This window comes from Nonomuraea sp. NPDC052634 (genome assembly GCF_040678535.1).
In the GTDB taxonomy this organism is placed as follows: Bacteria; Actinomycetota; Actinomycetes; order Streptosporangiales; family Streptosporangiaceae; genus Nonomuraea; species Nonomuraea fastidiosa.
The window spans coordinates 621117-643213 of record NZ_JBFATY010000003.1; the positions used below are offsets into that span (position 1 = coordinate 621117).

Genomic DNA, 22097 nt, shown 5'->3' on the forward strand with positions numbered 1-22097 from the left:
CCAAGGCAACACCGCGACATGCTCATGGGTCACCGGTGTGAGGATTCTTACGCAGTGCTGATCGGCGCAGGTCGCCTACCCTCGAGAACGTGCCGGACGCGAGTATTGGGATCTTCGACAGCGGGGTGGGCGGCCTGACGGTCGCGCGAGCGATCATCGATCAGCTCCCCCACGAGTCCATCACCTACGTGGCCGACACGGCGCGGCAGCCGTACGGGCCGAAGCCCATCGCGGAGCTTCGGGCGTACGCGCTGGAGGTCATGGACCACCTGGTCGAGCAGCACGTCAAGATGCTCGTGATCGCGTGCAACAGCGCGAGCGCCGCCGTGCTGCGCGACGCGCGCGAGCGTTATGACGTCCCCGTCGTCGAAGTGATCATGCCGGCCACCCGCCGCGCGGTGCGCGCCACCCGCAACGGCAAGGTCGGCGTGATCGCCACCAGGGCGACGATCGAGTCCATGGCCTACCACGACGCCTTCACCGCCGCCCCTGATGTGGAGCTCACCGGCGTGGCCGCCCCGCGCCTCGTGGAGTACGTCGAGCGCGGCGAGACGATGAGCGACGAGCTGATCGAGGTCGTGCGCGAGTACCTGCAGCCCATCAGGGCCGCCGGATGCGACACGCTCATCCTCGGCTGCACCCACTACCCGCTGCTCACCGGCGCCATCTCCTACGTCGCCGGCGAGGGCGTCACGCTCATCTCCAGCGCCGACGAGACGGCCAAGGACGTCTACCGGATCCTGCACGACCGCGGTCTGGCGGCAGGAAGCGACGCCACCCCCCGGCACCGTTTCCGCGCCACTGGCGACTCCCTGCTCTTCGCCCGGCTCGGGCGGCGTTTCCTGGGGCCGGAGATCGATGCGGTCGAAGTCGCACCAGTGGGGGGTACGACCTTCAACGGGAGGCCCACATGAAGGTGACCATCGTCGGATGCTCGGGCAGCTACCCCGGGCCCGACAGTCCCGCGTCCTGCTACCTCCTCGAGGCCGACGGGTTCAGGATGGTGCTCGACCTCGGCAGCGGCTCGCTGGGCGCGCTGCAGCGCCACATCGGCCTGTACGACGTGGACGCGATCTGCCTGTCCCACCTGCACGCCGACCACTGCCTCGACATCTGCGGCTACCACGTGGCCAGGACGTACGGGCCGAACGCGCCGTACCCCATCGTCCCCGTCTACGCCCCGGCCGACGCGCCCAGGCGGCTGGCGGGCGCGTACGGCATGCCTGACGAGCCCGCGCTGGAGACGGCCTTCGAGTTCGTCCCGCTGCGCCCCGGCTCGTTCGAGATCGGGCCGTTCACGCTGACCGCCGGCCTGGTCAACCACCCGGTCGAGGCGTACGGCTTCCGCGTCACCGACGGCCGCAGGAGCATCGCCTACTCCGGCGACACCGGCGAGTCGCAGGAGCTGGTCAAGCTGGCGGCGGGCACCGACCTGCTGCTGTGCGAGGCGTCGTTCGTCGAGCGCCCCAACCTGCCTCCCGGCCTGCACCTGACCGGACGTCAGGCGGCCGAGCACGCGGCCAAGGCGGGCGTGGGCCGGCTCGTGCTGACGCATCTCGTGCCGTGGAACGACCAGGCGACCGTGCTGGAGGAGGCGTCCACCGGCGGTTACGCGGGGCCGGTCGAGCTCGCCCGCAGCGGCGCCGTCTACGACCTGTCCTGACCGCCGCCGCGGCGCCTTTCACGGCGTCCGCCACAGCATCTGACACAGCGTCCGGCCCAGTGTCCGGCCCAGCGTCTGACACAGCGTCCGGCCCAGCGTCTGACACAGAATCTGACACAGAATCTGACACTGGGCCGCCCGCCATGGCCGCCTCCGCGCGCGTCACTGGCGGGGCTGCGCCTCGGCGAAATCGCGCATGCGCGGCAGCGGTGAGAACAGCAACGGCACGAACGCCACCGCCCGGCCCAGCATGAGCAGCCACAGCGCCTCCCGCACCCCGATCTGCTGCGCCACCAGGCCGCCGAGCAGCGCGCCGAGCGGCATCACGCCCCAGGTCACGAACCGCACCGACGCGTTCACCCGGCCGAGCAGGTGGTCGGGCGTGACGGTCTGGCGGTAGGTGCTCTGGCCGACGTTCGACATGGTGGCGGCCCACGAGATCATCATCGACGCGAGCGCGAAGCAGATCACCCGCCAGTCGGCCTGCGTCATCGGCAGCAGCAGCCCGAACGGCGCCCCGATGGCGGTGGCCAGCATGGTCGCCCTGGCGGTGCCGAGGCGCCGCATCAGCCACCCGCCGGTCAGCCCGCCGAGCACCCCGCCGATGCCGCCGGACATGAGTAATGCCCCGATAGCGCCCGGGGCCAGCTTGACCGTCTCGGCGAGGAACAGCACCGACAGGCCCAGCACGCCGCTCACGCACAGATTCCCGAGCGCGGACGAGGCACTGAAGGCCCGCATCAGGCGGTCCTGCCACACGTACGCCACGCCTTCCTTGATGTCCCGCCGCATCGGGCCGCGTTCCGCCTTCTCGATCGGCGGCTTGTCCGGCACCTTCACCGTGGACAGGAAGAGCACTGACGCGAGCGCCCCGAGAGCGGTGGTCAGGACCGTCCGGGGCGCGCCGAGTAACTGCACCAGCGCGCCGCCGACGCCCGGGCCCGCGAGGAACGCGCCCGACCGCACCGTCTCGAGCTTCGCGTTGCCGTCACCGAGCTGCGTGGTGCTGACCAGGTTGGGCAGGTACGTCGAATCCGCCACGTCGTTGAACACCTGGGCCACGCCCGCCAACAGGGCCACCACCAACAGCATCTCGATGCTGAGCAGCTCGAGGCCGGCCGCCAGCGGGATGCTGCCGAGCAGCACGAATCGTGCGAGGTCGGAGGCCATCATCACCCGACGTTTGCGCATCCTGTCGACCCACACCCCCGCGGGCAGGCCGAGCAGGAGGAACGCCACCGTCTGCAGCGACGACAGCAGACCGACCTGCGCCGGACCGGCGTGCAGCGTCACCACCGCCACGAGCGGCAGCGCCACACGCGAAATATTCGCTCCGAGTTCGTTCGCGGCGTGCGAACCGAGGAACCGGAGAAAGTCAGGGTTTCGCAACACCCCCGTTGTCATTGCGTCAGGATCTATGTGATGGACACATTTGGTCAAGCGTGTGGTGGCACGGAGATAGGGTGATCTGTATGTCCCGACAGGATGGCCGCAACCCTGACCAGCTCCGTCCCATTACCATCACCAGGCAATGGCTCGCCCATGCCGAAGGATCAGTGCTGGTCGAATTCGGCGGCACCAGGGTGTTGTGCGCGGCGTCCGTGCAGGACAGCGTGCCTCGCTGGCGCCGGGGGAGCGGCCAGGGCTGGGTTACGGCCGAATACGCGATGCTGCCCAGAGCGACCAATACACGTAACGATCGTGAATCGGTTCGGGGAAAAATCGGTGGACGTACTCACGAGATTTCCCGGCTGATCGGCCGATCGCTGCGTGCCTGCGTCGATTACAAAGCGTTGGGGGAGAACTCCGTACTGCTCGACTGCGACGTGCTCCAGGCCGACGGCGGCACGCGAACGGCCGCCATCACCGGTGCCTACGTCGCGCTCGCCGACGCGGTCGAGTGGATGCGCCAGCGCGGCATGTGCCCCGGCGAGCCGCTCATCAACTCCGTCTCGGCCGTCTCCGTCGGCGTGGTCGGCACCGTCCCCATGCTCGACCTCTGCTACACCGAGGACGTCGCCGCCGAGACCGACATGAACGTCGTGATGACCGGCGACGGCCGCTTCGTCGAGGTGCAGGGCACCGCCGAGGGCACGCCGTTCGACCGCGACGTGCTCAACAAGCTTCTCGACCTCGCCGTGACCGGCTGCGCGGAGCTGACGCGGCTGCAGCAGGAGGCACTCGCTTCATGAAGATCGTGCTGGCGACCCGCAACAAGGGCAAGATCGCGGAGCTCCGGCGCATCCTCGACGGATTCGACATCGTCGGGCTCGAAGAGTTCCCCTCGATCGGCGAGGTCGCCGAGACCGGGGTCACGTTCGAGGAGAACGCCCTCATCAAGGCGCACGCCGTGGCCAAGGCGTCCGGGCTGCCCGCCGTCGCCGACGACTCGGGGCTCTGCGTCGACGTGCTCAACGGCATGCCCGGCGTCTTCTCCGCCCGCTGGGCCGGCCGCCACGGCGACGACCGCGCCAACCTGGAGCTGCTGCTCGCCCAGGTCGCCGACGTGCCCGCCGACAAGCTGACCGCCCACTTCGCCTGCGCCGCCGCGCTGGCCCTCCCGTCCGGCGAGGAACGCGTCGCCACCGGCACGCTGCCCGGGCGGCTGGTCAAGACGCCGAGGGGGACCAACGGGTTCGGCTACGACCCGATCCTCGTGCCCGACGGCGAAGAGCGCACCACCGCCGAGATGGCGCCCGAGGAGAAGGACGCGATCAGCCACCGCGGGCGCGCCTTCCGCGCCCTCGCCCCGATCGTCCGCGACTTGCTCACCCCCTGACCGTCTGAGGGCTTCACGCCTCCCCGGGCCGCGGCGTCAGTGGCCGGCATCCGCTCAGTGCGCATGTGAGGGCGTTCACGGCCCGGCCGGGGTCCCGGTGTACGCGCCTGGTGCGCAATGGCTTCAGCGGGGCGTGTGGTGCCTCCTGGGCGGTCTCCAGGGCGGCTCCGGCGGCAGAGATGCGGGGCATACGTAACCATCGCGTAAGAAACCTGCGGGGTCGGCGGGCGTAGCGTCGGAGCGTGAGCAAATCGAGCGTTCCCGCCTGGGCGGGCGGGCTTGCGGGGCTGGTGTCAGGAGGCGTGGCCCTCGGGGTCGCGCGGCTCGTGGCCGGGGTCGTCGGGCCTTCGTCGTTCCCCGTGGTGGCGGTGGGGGACACCGCCATCGACGCCGCGCCGGCGCCGCTGAAGGACTTCGCCATCCGGACCTTCGGTGAGAACGACAAGGCCGTGCTGGTCGGTGGCGTGCTGGTGGTGCTGGCCGTGGTCGCGGCGGTCATCGGGGTGTCGGCCAGACGCAGGCCGAGCCTGGGGATCGCGGGGTTCGCGGTGTTCGGGGTGCTCGGGGCGCTGGCCGTGCTCACCCGGCCCGGCACCGGGGCCGTGGATCTGCTGCCCACCGTCCTCGGCACGCTGGCCGGTGCGTGGACCCTGCGGTGGTTGCTGGGCCGTGCCACCACCCTCGTCCCTGCGTGGGCTCCCGAGCGTGCGCCCCAGCCCGCTGCGGTGCACGGCGGAGCCGCGGACGACCGGCACGAAGTGCCCGCTGACGAGCCTGAGCGGCCGGCGGTGATGCGGCCGGGCGGGGCGGTGGCCGAGTTCGATCGGCGGCGGCTGCTGACCGGCGTCGCCGGGGGCGTGGTCGTGGCGGGCGCCGCGACGGTCCTGGGTCAGCAGCTCGGCGGGCGGCAGGCGGTGGACGCCGCCAGGGCCGACGTGGCGCTGCCCAGGCCCACGACCCCGGCCAGGCCGCTTCCCGCGGGCGTGGACTTCAAGATCCCGGGCCTGTCGCCGTTCGTCACGCCCAACAGGGACTTCTACCGCGTGGACACCGCCATCGTCGTCCCCCAGGTGAACCCGAACGAGTGGACGCTGCGCATCCACGGCCTGGTGGACCGCCCGATCGAGCTGACCTACGCCGACCTGCTGGGGCGCCCGCTCACCGAGGCGGACGTCACCCTGACCTGCGTCTCCAACGAGGTGGGCGGCCCGTACGTCGGCAACGCCCGCTGGCTCGGCGTGCGCATGGCCGACGTGCTGCGCGAGGCGGGCCTGCGTTCGGACGCCGACATGCTGCTGTCCACCTCCGCCGACGGCTTCACCTGCGGCACCCCGGTGGACGTCGTCATGGACGGCCGCGACGCGCTGTTCGCGATCGCGATGAACGGCGAGCCGCTCCCGGTCGATCACGGTTTCCCGGTACGGCAGGTGGTACCCGGCCTGTACGGCTACGTCTCGGCGACCAAGTGGGTCGTGGACATCAAGGTGACGAGGTTCGACGCCGACGTGGCGTACTGGACGCCGCGCGGCTGGGCGGAGAAGGGCCCGATCAAGACCCAGTCGCGCATCGACGTGCCCGGCTCAGGCGACAAGGTGAAGGCGGGCCGCACCACGATCGCCGGGGTGGCCTGGGCGCAGCACACCGGCATCGACGCGGTCGAGGTGCGGGTGGACGGCGGCCAGTGGCGGGTGGCGAAGCTCGCCGAGGTGCCGGGACCGGACACCTGGCGGCAGTGGTCGATCGACTGGGACGCGACTCCGGGCGAGCACACCATCCAGGTACGCGCGACCGACGCGGCCGGGCGTACGCAGACCGAGCAGCCCGCCCCTCCGGCCCCCGACGGCGCCACCGGCTATCACACGATCACCGTGCGCGTGAGCTGACGTATGCGGCGTTTGCCCAGGTAGATGCCCTGGCTCTTGCGGGGAATCTCGCCGACTTCGCCCCCTTGTCACCGCGCCGCCTCTACGATCGTCGTCGAAGCATGACAGGAGGCAGGCCGTGTTCCGCGAGCACAAGCCGAGTGTCCGGTGGGTCCTTCCAGATGGCCGATACAACCCCGTCGTCGCCGACGGGATGCGGTGGCTCGACTACGAGCACGCCGCCGAGACCGATGCCGACTCCGCATCCGCCGCCGCGCCATCGGACGAGCTTCTGCCCGCGACGGCCGCGCAGCCCTCTGGCGGCGGCGACTGGTTCGACGGCCCGCACCGGCCGCCCAGGCTGGCCGACAGCCGCCCCTACGGCGTGCCCGGCGGGCTCGCGCACCCCGACCCGCAGGTGGAGCGGGACCTCGCGGAGGCGGTGCGCGGCTGCGTACGCTTCCCCGACCCGCGCGGCACGTGGGTGCGCCTGGTCAACGGCGGCGGCCCGGCCGACGACCCCTTCAGGGCGTCCAACGCCGCCGACTGCGCGCTGGCGGTGCTGTCCACCTGGCACGGCGAGCCCGCGGCGGCCGCGCCCCGGCTGCCCGAGTACGACCGGATAGGCCGCCCGGTGCTGACCGGCGAGCAGGGCAGCGTGGCGCGGATCGAGCGCTGGGTCGGCCACCGCCTGCAGTACGCCGGGCAGGGCAGGCACGCCTACCCGATGATCGCCCACCGGCTCGCCGAGGCCGGTCACGGGGCGAGCGCCGTGATCGTGGTGCGCTGGCCGGGCGGCGGCAGCCACGCGTGGAACGCGGTCAACTTCGAGGGTGAGGTGATTTGGATCGACGCGCAGCGGGGCCACATGTCGGTCGAGCCGCCGTACCGGACGGTGACCGGGGTGTTCTGCGTGATCCTCGACAGGCAGGGACGGCCGCGATGAACCTGGAGCAGGCCAGAGCGCTGGCGGAGGAGTACTTCAACGGGGTCCGCCCGCCGGAGGAGGCGGTGCCCGTGGGCGTCTACGGCTTCGAGGGCGGTTACGTCGGGTGGGTGCGCGACCTGGAGCCCGACGACCCGGTCTGTCTGCCGGATACGGCCGGTGCGGGGTGCATCGTGATCGATCGGGCGACGGGCGAGGTGGTGGTGCGGCCGCTGCTCGACGTGGAGACGGTGGCCGAGCTCTGGCCCGGCCCGACCCCGCGCTGAACGCTCCCGTACGCGCGAAGCCGGGCGCCGCCCCCATGAGGCGCCCGACCTGCGCGTTCCCTCCTATCCGCTTTTTCTGGATTTATTCACAGATGTCGGATTCAGTCGGCCGCCAGCGATCCCACGATGGACGCCCGGGCCGCCCGCCGCGCCGGAAGGACGGCCGCCAGCACCCCCGCCACCCCGGACAGCGCCACGAACACCACGACCTGCGCGACGGGCACCACATAGCGCGAGTCCGGCAGCAGCGCCCGCATCGCCACCCACCCGTAGACGAGCCCGAGCGCGACGCCCACCAGCGCCCCGATCAGCCCGAGCAGCAGCGCCTCCACCGACAGCATCCGGCGTAGTTGCGCCCGGGTCAGGCCGAGGGCACGCAGCAGGGCGGACTCACGGGTACGTTCGTGCACCGACAGCGACAGGGTGTTCGCGATGCCGAGCAGCGAGATGAGGATGGCCAGCCCGAGCAGCCCCATCATGATCATCACGAGCATGTCGAGCGTCTCGTCGAACTGCCCGCGCACCTCCGTCGCGCTGTTGACGTGCACGTTCGGGTAGGGCGCGGCGGCGGCGTCCACTACCGCGCGGGCCCGCTCCGCGGGCACGCCGTCCTTGATCGAGACCAGCACCTGCGCATCGGGCACCGCGCCGAAGTAGGCGTCGAACGCCCGCTCGGGCACCGTGACCGCGGGCAGCACGGTCTGGTCGCCGTCGACCAGCGCGACCACCGTCAAAGAGACCGTGCCCGCCCGCTCGGTCGCCAGCTCAGCGGTGCCGCCGAGCCGCAGCCCGAGCCGGGCCGCCGTGCGCTCGTCCACGGCCACCTGACCGGCCGCGAACCCGTCCAGCGACCCGGCCGTCACATACGGCTCCACGCGCCCGCTGAAGGTCCCCACCTGCTGCGTCCTGCCGCCGAAGACGGCCGTGACCCGGCGGACCTGCGCCACCGAGTCAAGCTCGGGCCGCCCGCGCAGCTCCTCGCCGACCGAGCGCGGGATGACCGACTCGTGCTCCTGGTCGACCAGCACGTAGTCGATGGGGAACTGCTCGTCCAGCTTGGCCGTCATGGTCAGCCGGGTCGAGGCGCTGACCACGGAGATGAGCGTCATCAGCGTCACCCCGATCGTCAGCGCGACCGTGGTGGTGGCCGCCCGCCTGGGGTTGCGGGCCGCGTTGTCCACCGCGAGCCGCCCCGGCACCCCGAACAGCCGGCGCGGCAGCAGGCCCACGACCGCGCTCAGCGGCCCGACCAGCACGGGCCCGAGTATCAGCACCGCGAGGAACGTCAGCGCGCCCCCTGCCATGACGACGACCAGCGCGGCGTCTCCTGGTGGCATCCGGAACGCGCCCACGCCGCTCGTGCCGGCCCCCGCCAGCAGGAAGAGCGCCGCGAACAGGACGCGCACCTTCCCGGTGCGGAACGCCTGCTCCTCGGGCTCGCTGCGCAGCGCGGCGATCGGCGCCACGCGGGTCGCCGCCCTGGCGGGCAGCACGGCCGCGCACACCGTGACCGTCACGCCCACGCCGAGCGCGACGCCGACGGTGACAGGGGAGAGCGAGACGGCCGCGTCGGTGGGCAGCGGGACGTCGAACGCACTGAGCACGGTCAGCGTGAGCGTGGCCAGGCCGTACCCGGCGGCGAGGCCGGCGAGCGAGGCGAGCAGGCCCACGACGGCCGACTCCAGCAGCACCTGGCCGAACACCTGCCGGCGCGTCGCCCCGATGCAGCGCAGCAGCGCCATCTCGCGGGTGCGCTGGGCGACGAGGATGGTGAAGGTGTTGTAGATGACGAGCGCGGCCACCAGCATCGCGACGACGCCGAACAGCAGCAGGCCCACCGTGACCACCCGCCGCTCCACGCCCGCCTGCTCAGCGAGCCGGTCGGCCAGCTCCGCGCCGGTCATGACCTGGTAGGAGCCCCCGGCCGCCGCCGCGACGGCCTGCTCGAGCCCGGGGCCCGAGCCCTTGACGTCGATCTCGGCGTACCCCTTGGCGCCGGTCATGCGCCGCGCCATCTCCGGGGTGAAGCCGACCGCGCCGGTGAAGGCGAGCTGCTGGTCGAGTCCCACGTCGATGAGGCCGACGAGGCGGAAGTCGTGCCGCCGCTTGCGGGAGTCGAGCACAGTGATCATGTCGCCGAGCCGCAGGCCCTGGGCCTTGGCGGTGTTCTCGTCCAGCACGGCCGCGCTGTCATCGGTGCCGGGGCCGGTGCCCGCGACCACGTCGGTGCGATCGAGCGGGCCGGTGACGACCGAGACGGCGGTGGTGGGCGCGTTGCCGGCGGTCTTGCCGTTCTTGCCGAGCACGGGCGCGCTGCCGCGGATGAGCCCCTGTGCCTCGGTGACGCCGGGCAGCCTCCTGATCCGGTCGAGGAGGTCGGCGGGCAGCGGCTCGTCCTGGCTCTTGGCGAGCACGGCGACGTCCACCTTGCCGGCGTTGGCGGTCACCCGCTGGGCGAAGCCCGCCTCGATGGTGTCGTTCAGCACGAACGTGCCCGCGATGAAGCCCACTCCCAGCAGGATCGCGAGCGACGTGAGCATGAGTCTCAGCCGGTGCGCGCGCAGCCCGGCCAGCGTGGTCTTCAGCACCTCACGCCTCCAGCCGGACGAGCGTGTCCAGCACGGACTGCGGCGTCGGGGCGGTGACCTCGGTCACCAGCTCGCCGTCGCGCAGGAACACCACGCGGTCGGCGTACGAGGCCGCCACGGGGTCGTGGGTGACCATGACGATCGTCTGGCCCAGCTCGCGTACGGACGAGCGCAGGAACGCCAGCACCTCCGCGCCGCTGCGCGAGTCCAGGTTCCCGGTCGGCTCGTCCGCGAAGATCACCTGGGGCTTGCTCATCAACGCCCTGGCCACCGCCACCCGCTGCTGCTGCCCGCCGGACAGTTGCGCGGGCCGGTGCGAGAGCCGCTCGCGCAGCCCGACGGTGTCGATGACCCGCTCGAACAGCGCCTCGTCGGCCTGGCGGCTCGCGATGTCCAGCGGCAGCCGGATGTTCTGCTCGGCGGTCAGCGTGGGCAGCAGGTTGAACGCCTGGAAGATGAAGCCGATCCGCTCGCGGCGCAGCAGCGTGAGCTGCCGGTCGCTCAGCCCCGTCAGCTCGACGTCGCCGATGTGCACGGTGCCGGACGTGGCCGCGTCGAGCCCGGCCAGGCAGTGCATCAGCGTCGACTTGCCGGACCCCGACGGGCCCATGATCGCGGTGAACGCCCCCGTTTCGAAGGACACGGTGACCCCGCGCAGGGCGTGGACCCGGGCGTCGCCCTCGCCGTACACCTTGGTCAGTTCGGTTGCCACCACGGCGGCGGGCGCGCGCCGCCGGGTCTCGGTGAGCGTCACGTTCACTCCTCGATCGCAGGTCACGGATGCCGAACGCGACCAACGCTAGGAGCGGAAAAGTCCCGTCTCGTGGGCCTTGAGGAGGGATTTCACCTGCGCCGCCAGATGACCCCGGTCAGACTTATGGCCGATGTGACGGCGGCTGCGGGGCGTTCTGACCGGACCCGTGGGCGGGCACGACCAGGCCGGCCTCGTACGCGTACACGACGGCCTGCGCCCGGTCCCGCAGCCCCAGCTTGGCCAGCACCCGGCCCAGATGCGTCTTGACCGTCGCCTCGGCCACCTCCAGGCGGGCCGCGATCTCCGCGTTGGACAGGCCGCGCGCCACCATGAGCAGCACCTCGCGCTCGCGCGGCGTCAGGGAGGCGGCCTCCGGCGGCGCCTGACCGTCGGGCAGGTGCTCGGCGAAGCGGTCCAGCATGCGGCGCAGCGTGCTCGGCGACATCACGGACTCGCCCGCGTGCACCACCCGGATCGCGCTGACCAGGTCGGCAGGGGGCACGTCCTTGAGCAGGAACCCGGCCGCGCCCGCCTTGACCGCCGCGAAGGCGTACTCGTCGAGGTCGAACGTGGTGAGGATGAGCACCTTCGGCCCCCTGATCAGCCGGGTGGCCTCGACGCCGTCCATGCCCGGCATGCGGACGTCCATGAGCACCACGTCCACCTCGACCCGCTGGAGCAGCTCCAGGGCCGCCGCGCCGTCTCCGGCCTCCGCCACCACCTCGATGTCCGGCTGCGCCCCGAGCACCATCTTGAAGCCCGCGCGCAGCAGCTCCTGGTCGTCGACCAGCATCACCCTGATCACGCCGCCTCCCTCGCCAGCGGCAGCCTGGCCACCACCTCGAAGCCGCCGCCCCGCCGCGGGCCCGCCGAGACCGCGCCGCCGTACATGCCGGCCCGCTCGCGCATGCCGATCAGCCCGTGGCCGCCGCCGGCGTGCGACGCGGCGGCGCCCCTGCCGTCGTCGGTCACCCGGACCTGCACGTCGCCGCCGCTCACGTCGATCTCGACGGTGGCGCTCGCACCCGGCCCGCCGTGCTTGAGCACGTTCGTCAGGGCCTCCTGGACGATGCGGTAGACGGCGAGCTGCTGCCCCTCGGGCAGCCGCGCGGGATCACCGGAGACCCGCAGCGTGGCAGGCACCGCGAACGTCGCCACCAGCTCGTCGAGCTGGGCCAGGCCGGGTTGCGGGTAGTAGTCGGCGGCCCCTGCTCTTTCCGACGCTGCCTTTCCCGGCTCTGCCTCCTGCGAGTCGTCCTCGGTCTTGCGCAGCACGCCGAGCAGCCTGCGCATCTCGGCCAGCGCGGCCCTGCCGGTGGCGGAGATGGCCTTGACGGCCGTACGGGCCTGCTCGACGTCGGTGTCGAGGGCGTAGCCCGCGCCGTCGGCCTGCACCACCATCACGCTGACGTTGTGGGCCACGACGTCGTGCAGCTCCCTGGCGATCCTGGCCCGCTCGGCCGCCGCGGCCATCCGCGCCTGCTGGTCACGCTCGCGCTCGGCGCGTTCCGCGCGCTCCTCCAGGCTCTCCAGGTAGCGGCGGCGGGTGCTCGCGTACAGGCCGCTCAGCCAGATCGTCACCACGAAGATCGAGCTGCTGAAGAACAGGCCGAGACCCGGATCGTCCCAGTTGATCATGACCATCGCGACGCCCAGCTCGGCCACCAGGCAGGCCGCCATCGCCCAGCGGAAGCGGCACCGGTAGGCCACCGCGTAAAGCGCGACGAGCACGGCCAGATTGGCGGGCATCGGGGCCAGGCCGGCCAGCCACTGACCGAAGCTGACCAGCGCGATCGCCGCGAACGACAGCACCGGCCGGTGCCGCCACAGCAGCGGCAGCAGCAGGAGCGCCGTCAGGCCCAGGTAACCGCCCAGGCCGGGCACCGCGCCGCCGTCCGAGGTGCCCGCACCGCGGCTGGCGAACGCGCTCAGAACGCAGAACAGCGCCAGAGGGCTCGCCCAGAGGGCGTTGGCCAGCTTCTCGTGGTGTCGCGACCACTCCCGCACCCTGCCGAACACAACATCACGATATGCAGGCGTTTTCTGGCTTCTGTCCGCCTCAAGGGTGAAGTGCGGGTACGACCCAGGTCTGACATGATCGGGCGGCTTACGGGCGGCTTACGGGGGCTTTGGCATCCTCCCTATCGGGAGCGCCCCTGCGGGGCGAGTAAAGGGAGATCGTGATGGCGGATCATGATCGCTACGCCGGGCCGCGCGGTGATGAGGAAGCGCCGCGCGGCCCGAACCCTGAGTGGCAGGACTGGCAGCTGAAATACGGCGAACGTGCGGATCAGCCGTACGCCGACATCCCGCCCACGCAGCCGATGGCGGCCTGGGAGACGCCTGACGAGAGCGGCCGTGCCAGGCGCCGGCGGATCGTCGGCGTCGGCCTCGCCGGCCTGCTCGCGGGGGTCCTGATCGGCGGCTTCACCGTCGCCGCGGTCACTGACGCGATGCCTCCCGGCAGGTTCGGCGTCTGGTACGGCACGCCGCACTGGCTCGGGAACGGGAGCCTGGTGATCCCCAAGCCGCCGAAGCCGACCTGCTGGGAGAGCGGCGAAGAGGTGCGCTGCACCGTGCCGCAGCCGCCGCGCCTGCCGCGGCTGCCGTCGGCCCCTGACGCGGATGAGCCCCGGCAGACCTTCACCGGTTGACCGGCGATGTGACGGGGGCCGCGGCCGGTCGGGGCGTGGAAAACCCAATCGTTTGTAGGGCCGGTGGGATTCGAACCCACACTAACAGCCACCTAAAGACTGCGCCTCTGCCATTGGGCTACGACCCCTTTGCCATTGCCATGCCCCGCGAGTTTCGGTCGGGAAATGACAATTCGGGCACGGGAAGTGCCGCGTGCCGCCAATCTTACCGCCTGCGCCCGTGTCCGGCGCCCTGCTCGTGCCCGGCTTTATAGCGCGAATTACGTCGCTCCAAGCCTCGCCTCCGCGCGCCTGAGAGCGCGCGGGACCGTTCCGGGGCCGCCGCGGGGGCGGGGTGTCAGGCCAGGCCGAGCTTCTTCTTGAGCGAGGCCACGTGGCCCGTGGCCTTCACGTTGTAGAGCGCCTGCTCGATCTTCCCGTCGCCGTCGATGACGAACGTCGAGCGGATCACGCCCACGACCTCCTTGCCGTACAGCTTCTTCGTGCCGTAGGCGCCGTAGGCCTTATGGACGGCCAGCTCGGGGTCGGACAGCAGGGGGAAGGTCAGCGCGTCGCGCTCGGCGAATTTGGCCAGCTTCTCCGGCTTGTCCTTCGACACGCCGAGAACGACGAAACCCTCGGCGGTGAGCTGGTCGAGGTTGTCGCGGAAATCGCACGCCTGCTTGGTGCAGCCGGGGGTCATCGCGGCGGGGTAGAAATAGAGGATCACGCGCTTGCCGCGGTAGTCGCCGAGCGAGACGGTGGCGCCGTCGGCGGTGGGGAGCGTGAACTCGGGTGCGGCGTCGCCGGGCGCGAGCTTGGTTTCGGTCACTTGGCCCTCCTGAATTCCTGCCGCCAACTTACCGGCTCAACCTACCGGCCCCGCCGCGTCGCCCGGCTCACCGTACGCTACGGTCGCCGTGCCGTCCGGTGCGCCGACCTGACAGACTGATCACGACCAGAACGGACGGGCCCGCCGCGAGGGCACGCGTACGGTCGAAAGGAGAGCCATGGCCGACACCGATCCCGACGAGCTGGAGCGGCAGATCGCGCGGACGCGCGCGGAGTTGGCGCGGACGGTCGACGCCATCGCCGACCGGGTGAGCCCCAAGAGGGTCGCCGAGCGCACGGTCGCCGACGTCAAGAGCAGGGCAGGTCACTTCGTCGCCGCGGTCGGCGACGCGCTGGGGGTGACGGCACGGCCGGCGCAGCCCGGCGACGACGCCGGCCAGATGTGGGAGGACGAGCAGCCCGACCTGGGACCGGTGCTGATCGGGATCGGCGCGGTGCTGGTCGTCGGGGCCGCCATCGTCCTCATGCGCCGCCGCAAGCGCCGCTGACCCGGCACGCGGGCGGTCAGAGGGTGGTCAGAGGGTGCTCTGGGGACGGTCAGAGGAAGGTGCGGCCCTCGCCCCGGTACGTCGGCACCGACTCCACCAGCGTGTCACCCTCGACCAGGTGCAGCGCGTCGAACCGTTCGCACAGCTCGCCCGCCTTGGCGTGCCTGAAGTACACCCGGTCGCCGATCCGCAGCTCCTCGGCCGCCTGGCCGAGCAGCGGGGTCTGCACCTCGCCCGCGCCCTCGTCGGGCGCGTAGCGCAGCCCGGCGGGCAGATACGGCTGCGGCGCCCGGCTGGGCCCGGTGGGGCCTGAGGCGATGTAACCGCCGCCGAGCACGGTGACGACGTCCCTGGCGGGGCGGCGGACCACGGGGAGCGCGAAGAGCGCGGCGGGCCGCCCGGTGAAGCCCCGGTAGAAGTCGAACAGCCGGGGATGGAAGAGCCCGGAGCCCGCGGCCACCTCGGTGACCGCCTTCTCGCGTACGGTCCGCTCGACGGAGCCGGTGCCGCCGCCGTTGACGAATTCGAGGTCGGCGACCTGGCGTACGGCGTTGACGATCCTGCCCCTGCGCAGCACCAGCTCCCTGGCGGACAGCGCCTGCATGAGCCTGATGAGCCGGGCGTAGACGGCGCTGCCCGGCGGGTCGTCGCCGACCCCGGCGATCTGCGCCTCGTACGCCAGCAACCCGGCCAGCCGGAAGCCAGGACGCTTGGCGATGCGCGCGGCGAGCTCGGCGGCCTGCTCGGCCTCGCGGATGGGGGAGCGCAGCGCGCCGGCCCTGAACCTGCCGCCGAGGGCGACGTAGGAGGCGTCGATGTCGAGGCAGAGCTTGATCTCGGCGCGCGGCCGGACACCGGAGACGGCGGCCTCGATGTAGTCGAGGTGGGCGGCCGAGTCGATGGTGACGGCGATGCTCGCGGCGGCCTTGGGATCCGCCGCCAGGGCGGCCAGGGCCTGCCGGTCGGCGGTGGGGTAGGCGAGGAGGATGTCGGTGTGGCCGTGCCCGGCCAGCCAGAGCGCCTCGGGCAGCGTGTAGGCCATCAGCCCTTGGAAGCCGTCCATGGCGAGCACGCGGTCGAGGACCGCCCTGCACCGTACGGACTTGCTGGCCACCCTGACGGGCTTGCCCGCGGCACGGCGTACGAGGTCGGCGGCGTTGGCCCGCAGGGCGTCGAGGTCGAGGAGCGCGAACGGCGGTTCGAGGCCGGCGGTGGCCCGGTCGTAACGCTGCCGGTGATCCATAACGGCAGCGTAACCGCATATCGGGCAAAAGAATATGAGGCTTGTTCGCGTTGATCTTCGTCCCCGTAATGATCGGGCAAACCGGCGGCGAGGGCGCGGTGTGGGCCGGGCGCCCTCCATGTACGTCTGTCGGTGTGATGACCACGCTTCAGCAGCTCCTGCCCGGTACCGTCGTCGCCCCGCGGAACACCGGGCTGCGCAGGGCGACCAGGGCACTGCGGCCGGCGCGTACCGTCCCGGGCGCCCTGGTGGCGCTCGCGCTGGCGACCGGGCTCGGGGCGACCACGGCCGAGGTGGTCGCGGCGCTGCTCGGCGCGCCGCTCGGCTGGGTGCCGGTCAACGAGCTGATCGAGCTGGCCGGCCGGAGCACCTGGCCGGAGCTGGAGACACTCGCGCTGGCCCTGGCGGGGGCGGGCGCGCTCCTGCTGGTGCTCGCGATCGTGCCAGGCCGTCCACGGCTGGTGCCGGTGGAGACGAACGACCCGCTCATCGTCATCGGCATCACCCGCTCGGGGCTGCGCCGCACCCTGCGCGCGGCGGCCCAGCAGGTGAACGGCGTGGAGCGGGCGAGCGTCCGGCTGCGCCGCCGCACGATCGAGGTGACGGTCATGACGAGCGGGGAGAGCTCGGGCCAGATGCTCAGGCAGGTCGGCGCCGTCGTGGGCGACCGCCTGGCCGGCGTCGGCACGCTGACCACCTGCGAGGTCGTGGTCCGCCTGCGCAGGAGGGCCGCGTGATGGGCCGGTTCGCAGACGGCGGTCGGTTCGCAGGCGGCGGCCGGTTCGCAGGCGGCGGCCGGTACGTAGGCAGCGGTCGGTACGCAGGCAGCGGGAGGGCCGTCTGATGCGCCAATACGCAGGCAACCGTGTGGGACTCGCCGTCGTCGGGGCGATCCTGCTGGCACTCGGCGCGTACGCGTGGCTGCGCGGCCAGGACCGCTTCTTCGACCTGCCGCCGGGCGCGAAGGTGCTGCCCACCGGCGTGCGCAAGTCGCTCGCCGAGAGCCCGTGGCCGCTGTGGTTCGTCGCGTTCGGCCTGCTGCTGCTGACCCTGCTCGCGCTGCGCTGGCTGCTGCTCAGCCTCGGCTGGGGCCGCCGCGGCAGCCACAACGGCACGGGCACCGCGATGCTGTTCGTCGGGCTCAAGGGCGTGGACGGGCTGGGCAGGGCCGGCGTCCGGGTCGCCGCCGACGGCCTGCGCATCGGCCTGACCTGCCCGGCCGCCGCCGACGTCGGCGCGATCGTGAGCAAGCTCGACCAGGACATCGTGGGCCGGATCCGGCGCGAGGTCCGCGACGACGAGTGCCCGGCCGTGGTCCGGCTCCACGTACGGCGTCAGGTCAGCACTCGATCACGTTGACCGCGAGGCCGCCGCGCGAGGTCTCCTTGTACTTGTCGAGCATGTCGCGGCCGGTGTCGCGCATCGTCTTGATCGCCCGGTCGAGCGAGACGAAGTGGCGGCCGTCGCCGCGCAGCGCGATCCGCGCCGCGGTGATGGCCTTGTTGGAGGCCACCGCGTTGCGCTCGATGCACGGGATCTGCACCAGGCCGCCGATCGGGTCGCAGGTCAGCCCCAGGTTGTGCTCGATGCCGATCTCGGCGGCGTTCTCCACCTGCTCGGGCGTGCCGCCCAGGGCCTCGGTGAGCCCGGCGGCGGCCATCGAGCAGGCCGAGCCGACCTCGCCCTGGCAGCCCACCTCGGCGCCGGAGATCGAGGCGTTCTGCTTGAACAGCACCCCGATCGCGCCCGCCGTCAGCAGGAAACGGATGACGCCGTCGTCGTCGGCGTGGGGGACGAAGCGGGTGTAGTAGGTGAGCACGGCCGGGATGATGCCGGCGGCGCCGTTGGTGGGGGCGGTGACGATCCTGCCGCCGGCCGCGTTCTCCTCGTTGACGGCCAGCGCGAACAGCGTCACCCAGTCCATCGCCTGCAACGGGTCGGGCGGCTCTGACTGCAGGCGGCGGTGGAGCTGGTTGGCCCGGCGCTTGACCTTCAGCCCGCCGGGCAGCACGCCCTCCTTGGAGATGCCGCGCGCGACGCACTCCGACATGACCCGCCAGAGGTTCATCAGGCCGCTTCTGATCTCGTCCTCGGTGCGGCCGAACGCCTTCTCGTTCTCCAGCATCAGCGCGGAGATCGACAGGCCGGTGGCCGAGCAGTGCTTGAGCAGCTCCTCGGCGGTGCTGAACGGGTACGGCAGCACGGTGTCGTCCGGCTTGATGCGGTCGGCGCCGGTGGCCTGCTCGTCCACCACGAAGCCGCCGCCGACGGAGAAGTAGACCTTCTCCCGCAGCCGCTCGCCCGACTCCGACCAGGCGGTGAAGCACATGCCGTTAGGGTGCTCGGGCAGCGTGATCTTGCGTTCGAAGACGAGGTGCTCGCCGACGACGAAGGGGATCTCGCGGACGCCGAAGAGCGTGACGGTGCCCGACTCGCGCATGGCGGCGATGCGGGCGTCCACGGTGTCCACGTCGACCAGCTCGGGCTTGTCGCCCGACAGGCCGAGCAGGACGGCCTTGTCGCTGCCGTGGCCCTTGCCGGTCAGGCCCAGCGAGCCGTACAGGATGACCTCCACGCGGGCCACCTGGTCGAGCAGGCCGTCCTGGTGCAGGCCGCGGGCGAACTTGTGCGCGGCGGCCATCGGGCCGCCGGTGTGCGAGCTCGACGGGCCGATGCCGATCTTGAACAGGTCGAAGACGCTGATCGCCATTGATGTGCGCCTTTCATGAAGGGCCGGGGCCCGGCCGCGCGGGCCCCGGCGGGTGGGTCAGGAGTCGCCCGCGGTGAGCGCGGCGTACTCCTCAGGCGAGAGCAGGTCCTCGGGGTCGCCCTCCACGCGGACCTTGAACATCCAGCCCTCGCCGTACGGGTCGCTGTTGACCAGGCTCGGGTCGTCCACGACCGCCTGGTTCACCTCGACGATCTCGCCGCCGACCGGCGTGTAGACCTCGTTCACGGATTTGGTCGACTCCACCTCGCCGACGGAGTCACCCGGCTCGACGTTGCTGCCGACCTCCGGGAGCTGCACGTAGACGACGTCACCAAGGGATTCGGCGGCGAAGTCCGTGATGCCGACGGTCACGGTGACGCTGTCCTCGACGCCGCGCACCCACTCGTGCTCCTTGGTGTAGCTCAGGTCGTCAGGGATGTTGCTCACTTGTTCCTCCTGTAAAAGGGCAGCTCGACCAGGTCCACAGGTTCATGGCTGCCCCGGATGTCCACAGCCAGGCCAGAATCGGCGCCGCTGTCCACGTAGGCCATCGCGATGGGCTTGCCCAGAGTCTGGGAAGGCGCACCGCTGGTGACCTCGCCGACGACCGCGCCGTCTCGGGTCACCGGGTAACCGTGGCGCGGCACCCGGCGGCCCCGCGCGACCAGGCCGACGAGCCTGCGCCTGGGCTGGTCGTCCTTGACCGCCTCCAGCGCGGACCGGCCGACGAAGTCACCGGGCTTGTCGAATTTCACCACCCTGCCGAGCCCCGCGTCGAACGGGGTCAGCTCCGCGGTCAGCTCGTTGCCGTACAGCGGCATGCCGGCCTCCAGGCGGAGAGTGTCACGGGCGGACAGGCCCGCCGGCTTGAGCCCGTGCGGCTCGCCCGCGGCCGTGAGCGCGTGCCAGAGCGGGACGGCGTCCGCGTTGTGGATGAACAGCTCGAAGCCGTCCTCGCCGGTGTAGCCGGTGCGGGCGATGAGGGCCTTGCGGCCGTCCACGGTGCCGGGCAGGCCGGCGTAGTACTTGAGCCCGTCCAGGTCGGCGTCGGTGAGCGTGGCCAGGATCTCCTGCGAGCGCGGGCCCTGGACGGCGATCAGCGCGTACTGGTCGGAGCGGTCCTCGACGACCGCGTCGTACGCCTTGGCGCGCCCGGTCAGCTCGGCGGCGACCTTCTCGTAGTTGGAGGCGTTGGCGACGACCATGAACTCCTCGTCGCCGAGGCGGTAGACGATGAGGTCGTCGAGCACCCCGCCGCGCTCGTTGACGATCATGGTGTAGCGGGCCCGGCCGACGGCCAGCGCCGACAGGTGGCCGACGAGCGCGTAGTCGAGGGCCTCGGCGGCCTGCGGGCCGGTGACGAAGATCTCGCCCATGTGCGACAGGTCGAACAGCCCGGCCGCCTCGCGGACGGCGCGGTGCTCGGCGGACTCGCTGCCGTACCGGAGCGGCATGAGCCAGCCGGCGAAGTCGGTCAGGGTGGCGCCGAGGCTCTCGTGAACGTCTCGGAGCGGTGTCGGTCGGGACATTGGTCGCACCTCAGGACAGGAGTGGATGCCAGCATCCTCCCCCTCTGTCATCGGTGCCTGAGAGCTTCGCCCGACTTTTGCCGGACTTTCACCTTCGGCGAGGCCCCGAGGGCCTGCTTTCCAGAGACACCGTAGCCGTGCGGTCCTTTGCCTTGAGAGGTTCGCGGGGAGGGCTTGCTCCTTCAGGGGCCCTGACCGGCTGTCAGGGCACTCTCCCGCACGGTTTCATCGGTGATGCCCGCCAGCCTAGTGGTGTTATGGGGGTCTTGTCGCGTTCGCCGTCCGGCGAGGGTTCAGCAGGCCGCCACCAGCGCCTCGAAGAGCTTCGGGTCGGCCGCCACCTCCGGGTGCCACTGCACGGCCATCGTGAGGGCGTCCCGGTCCAGCTCCACCGCCTCGATCGTGCCGTCCGCCGCCGTCGCGGTGACCGCCAGGCCGGGCGCGAGACGGTCCACGGCCTGGTGGTGGTAGTGGGGGACCGGCAGCGGCTCCGCACCCAGGGCCTTGGCCAGCCGCGAGCCGGGCACGGGCGTGACCGGCAGGTCGCCGAAACGGCCGGGACCCGGGCAGTGGCCGGTGTGGCCCACGACGTCCGGCAGGTGCTGGTGCAGGCTGCCGCCGAGCAGCACGTTCAGCACCTGGAGACCCCGGCAGATGCCCAGGTAGGGCAGGCCGGCGTCGAGCGCGGCGCGCAGCAGCGCGAACTCGGCCGCGTCGCGGAACTCCCGCACGTAGCCGGTGCGCTCGTGCGGCGTCGCGGCGTACCTGGCCGGGTCGATGTCGCCGCCGCCCGCCAGGATGAGCCCGTCGAGCCGGTCCACGAGCGCGGCGGGCTCACCGGCCGGCGGCAGCACGACCGGCTGCCCGCCCGCCGCCGCCACCTTCTCCACGTACGCATGCGGCAGCAGCGCGGCGGGCGTGTCCCGCCACACCGTGAACGTGGCCTGCTCGACGTAACAGGTGATGCCGATGACCGGACGCCGCATGGCGTGCCCCCTTAGACCCGCGCCCCCTCTTACAGCGGTGTGACGTACGCGCCGGAGATGCCGCCGTCCACCAGGAATTCGCTGGCCGTGATGAACGACGCGTCGTCGCTGGCCAGGAACGCCACCGCCGCCGCGATCTCCGACGCCTCGGCGAAGCGGCCGATCGGCACGTGCACCAGCCGCCGCTGCGCCCGCTCCGGGTCCTTGGCGAACAGCTCCTGCAGCAGCGGCGTGTTCACCGGGCCGGGGCACAGCGCGTTCACCCTGATGCCCTCCCTGGCGAACTGCACGCCCAGCTCCCGCGACAGCGCCAGCACGCCGCCCTTGGAGGCGGTGTAGGAGATCTGCGAGGTCGCCGACCCCATGACCGCGACGAACGAGGCCGTGTTGATGATCGAGCCCTTGCCCTGCCGCCGCATGTACGGGATGACGTGCTTGCAGCACAGGTAGACGCTGGTCAGGTTCACCTCCTGGACCCGCCGCCAGGCCTCCAGGCCGGTCTCCAGGATCGAGTCGTCGTCGGGCGGCGAGATGCCGGCGTTGTTGAAGGCGATGTCCACGCTGCCGTATGTCTCGTGCGCGGTGGCGAACATGCGGATCACGTCGTCCTCGCGGGTCACGTCGGCCCGTACGAACAGGCCGCCGACCTCGCTCGCGGCCTTGGCGCCGGCGTCCTCGTCGATGTCCGCGCAGACCACCCTGGCGCCCTCCTCGGCGAAGCGCCGGGCCGTGGCCAGCCCGATCCCGCTCGCCGCCCCCGTGATGACCGCCACCCGATCCTGCAAGCGCTGCATCCGC

The 22097-nt window shown here is 71.8% G+C and carries 23 protein-coding genes, 1 tRNA gene and 1 riboswitch; of the genes, 11 read left to right on the top strand and 13 right to left on the bottom strand.

The features are described 5' to 3' along the window. Positions 1 to 89: 89 nt before the first annotated feature. Together murI and AB0K67_RS18770 are read left to right on the top strand one after the other, a co-directional pair. A complete protein-coding gene (murI, locus tag AB0K67_RS18765; RefSeq protein WP_364061149.1) occupies positions 90 to 914 on the top strand; it encodes a glutamate racemase in 825 nt (274 codons plus the stop codon). After that, positions 911 to 1663 carry an MBL fold metallo-hydrolase gene (locus AB0K67_RS18770; protein WP_364061152.1) on the top strand — a complete coding sequence of 251 codons (753 nt, stop codon included), beginning with the start codon at positions 911 to 913 and terminating at the stop codon, positions 1661 to 1663. Before murI ends, AB0K67_RS18770 begins: the two co-directional genes overlap by 4 nt. 162 nt (positions 1664 to 1825) lie before the next feature. On the opposite strand, the gene AB0K67_RS18775 is transcribed toward AB0K67_RS18770, so the two are convergent. Continuing rightward, positions 1826 to 3067, bottom strand: a complete 1242-nt coding sequence (locus AB0K67_RS18775; RefSeq protein ID WP_364061155.1) for an MFS transporter — start codon at positions 3065 to 3067, stop codon at positions 1826 to 1828. A 68-nt stretch (positions 3068 to 3135) separates the two neighbouring features. Between AB0K67_RS18775 and rph the strand changes: the two genes are divergently transcribed. From rph to AB0K67_RS18800, 5 genes are all read left to right on the top strand, one after another. Beyond that, positions 3136 to 3855 (top strand): ribonuclease PH, encoded by a 720-nt coding sequence (gene rph / locus AB0K67_RS18780; protein WP_364061158.1) that lies wholly within the window; start codon positions 3136 to 3138, stop codon positions 3853 to 3855. Next, positions 3852 to 4442 carry an RdgB/HAM1 family non-canonical purine NTP pyrophosphatase gene (rdgB, locus tag AB0K67_RS18785; protein WP_364061161.1) on the top strand — a complete coding sequence of 197 codons (591 nt, stop codon included), beginning with the start codon at positions 3852 to 3854 and terminating at the stop codon, positions 4440 to 4442. The genes rph and rdgB overlap by 4 nt, the downstream gene beginning before the upstream one ends. 242 nt (positions 4443 to 4684) lie before the next feature. After that, entirely contained in the window at positions 4685 to 6325 is a 1641-nt protein-coding gene (locus AB0K67_RS18790) for a molybdopterin-dependent oxidoreductase (protein ID WP_364061164.1), read from the top strand. Between the two features lie 118 nt (positions 6326 to 6443). Continuing rightward, positions 6444 to 7250: a toxin glutamine deamidase domain-containing protein gene (locus AB0K67_RS18795; RefSeq protein ID WP_364061167.1), complete on the top strand. Its 807-nt coding sequence runs from the start codon at positions 6444 to 6446 to the stop codon at positions 7248 to 7250. Further along, positions 7247 to 7516, top strand: coding sequence for a hypothetical protein (locus AB0K67_RS18800; protein WP_364061170.1), 270 nt, complete (start codon positions 7247 to 7249; stop codon positions 7514 to 7516). The genes AB0K67_RS18795 and AB0K67_RS18800 overlap by 4 nt, the downstream gene beginning before the upstream one ends. A gap of 101 nt (positions 7517 to 7617) precedes the next feature. Here the strand turns inward: AB0K67_RS18800 and AB0K67_RS18805 are convergent, their stop codons facing one another. The 4 genes from AB0K67_RS18805 to AB0K67_RS18820 all read right to left on the bottom strand — a co-directional run bounded on the left by AB0K67_RS18805 (position 7618) and on the right by AB0K67_RS18820 (position 12877). Continuing rightward, complete coding sequence (locus AB0K67_RS18805; RefSeq protein ID WP_364061173.1) at positions 7618 to 10104, bottom strand: FtsX-like permease family protein; 2487 nt, start codon at positions 10102 to 10104, stop codon at positions 7618 to 7620. A gap of 1 nt (position 10105) precedes the next feature. After that, positions 10106 to 10858 (bottom strand): ABC transporter ATP-binding protein, encoded by a 753-nt coding sequence (locus tag AB0K67_RS18810; RefSeq protein WP_364061176.1) that lies wholly within the window; start codon positions 10856 to 10858, stop codon positions 10106 to 10108. Positions 10859 to 10979: 121 nt separating this feature from the next. Continuing rightward, a complete protein-coding gene (locus tag AB0K67_RS18815) occupies positions 10980 to 11663 on the bottom strand; it encodes a response regulator transcription factor (RefSeq protein ID WP_364061179.1) in 684 nt (227 codons plus the stop codon). Continuing rightward, positions 11660 to 12877, bottom strand: coding sequence for a histidine kinase (locus AB0K67_RS18820; RefSeq protein WP_364061182.1), 1218 nt, complete (start codon positions 12875 to 12877; stop codon positions 11660 to 11662). The genes AB0K67_RS18815 and AB0K67_RS18820 overlap by 4 nt, the downstream gene beginning before the upstream one ends. A gap of 164 nt (positions 12878 to 13041) precedes the next feature. Here AB0K67_RS18820 and AB0K67_RS18825 point away from each other — a divergent pair, with 164 nt between their 5' ends. Further along, positions 13042 to 13512 carry a hypothetical protein gene (locus tag AB0K67_RS18825; RefSeq protein WP_364061185.1) on the top strand — a complete coding sequence of 157 codons (471 nt, stop codon included), beginning with the start codon at positions 13042 to 13044 and terminating at the stop codon, positions 13510 to 13512. Between the two features lie 55 nt (positions 13513 to 13567). Here the strand turns inward: AB0K67_RS18825 and AB0K67_RS18830 are convergent. After that, positions 13568 to 13640 (bottom strand) — tRNA-Leu (locus tag AB0K67_RS18830). Between the two features lie 209 nt (positions 13641 to 13849). Further along, entirely contained in the window at positions 13850 to 14323 is a 474-nt protein-coding gene (gene bcp, locus AB0K67_RS18835; protein ID WP_364061188.1) for a thioredoxin-dependent thiol peroxidase, read from the bottom strand. Between the two features lie 178 nt (positions 14324 to 14501). On the opposite strand from bcp, the gene AB0K67_RS18840 reads away from it, so the two are divergent. Next, the gene (locus AB0K67_RS18840; protein ID WP_364061191.1) at positions 14502 to 14831 is read left to right on the top strand and encodes a DUF3618 domain-containing protein; all 330 of its coding nucleotides are present in this window, start codon (positions 14502 to 14504) and stop codon (positions 14829 to 14831) included. A 49-nt stretch (positions 14832 to 14880) separates the two neighbouring features. Here AB0K67_RS18840 and AB0K67_RS18845 read toward each other — a convergent pair whose 3' ends face one another. Further along, entirely contained in the window at positions 14881 to 16074 is a 1194-nt protein-coding gene (locus AB0K67_RS18845) for an amino acid deaminase/aldolase (RefSeq protein ID WP_364061194.1), read from the bottom strand. 137 nt (positions 16075 to 16211) lie between these two features. On the opposite strand from AB0K67_RS18845, the gene AB0K67_RS18850 reads away from it, so the two are divergent. Beyond that, the gene (locus AB0K67_RS18850; RefSeq protein WP_364061394.1) at positions 16212 to 16811 is read left to right on the top strand and encodes a DUF6286 domain-containing protein; all 600 of its coding nucleotides are present in this window, start codon (positions 16212 to 16214) and stop codon (positions 16809 to 16811) included. 106 nt (positions 16812 to 16917) lie between these two features. Next, a complete protein-coding gene (locus tag AB0K67_RS18855) occupies positions 16918 to 17433 on the top strand; it encodes a hypothetical protein (protein WP_364061197.1) in 516 nt (171 codons plus the stop codon). Here the strand turns inward: AB0K67_RS18855 and AB0K67_RS18860 are convergent. The 5 genes from AB0K67_RS18860 to AB0K67_RS18880 form a co-directional block, all read right to left on the bottom strand. After that, positions 17414 to 18784, bottom strand: a complete 1371-nt coding sequence (locus AB0K67_RS18860; protein WP_364061200.1) for an L-serine ammonia-lyase — start codon at positions 18782 to 18784, stop codon at positions 17414 to 17416. The two genes, AB0K67_RS18855 and AB0K67_RS18860, sit on opposite strands and share 20 nt — an antisense overlap. Positions 18785 to 18841: 57 nt before the next feature. Continuing rightward, positions 18842 to 19231 (bottom strand): glycine cleavage system protein GcvH, encoded by a 390-nt coding sequence (gcvH, locus tag AB0K67_RS18865; RefSeq protein WP_364061203.1) that lies wholly within the window; start codon positions 19229 to 19231, stop codon positions 18842 to 18844. After that, a complete protein-coding gene (gene gcvT, locus AB0K67_RS18870) occupies positions 19228 to 20313 on the bottom strand; it encodes a glycine cleavage system aminomethyltransferase GcvT (RefSeq protein ID WP_364061206.1) in 1086 nt (361 codons plus the stop codon). The genes gcvH and gcvT overlap by 4 nt, the downstream gene beginning before the upstream one ends. A 130-nt stretch (positions 20314 to 20443) precedes the next feature. Beyond that, positions 20444 to 20541, bottom strand: a riboswitch (glycine riboswitch). A 65-nt stretch (positions 20542 to 20606) separates the two neighbouring features. Beyond that, complete coding sequence (locus tag AB0K67_RS18875) at positions 20607 to 21299, bottom strand: gamma-glutamyl-gamma-aminobutyrate hydrolase family protein (protein WP_364061209.1); 693 nt, start codon at positions 21297 to 21299, stop codon at positions 20607 to 20609. Between the two features lie 29 nt (positions 21300 to 21328). After that, positions 21329 to 22093, bottom strand: a complete 765-nt coding sequence (locus AB0K67_RS18880; RefSeq protein ID WP_364061212.1) for a 3-oxoacyl-ACP reductase — start codon at positions 22091 to 22093, stop codon at positions 21329 to 21331. Positions 22094 to 22097 lie beyond the last annotated feature (4 nt).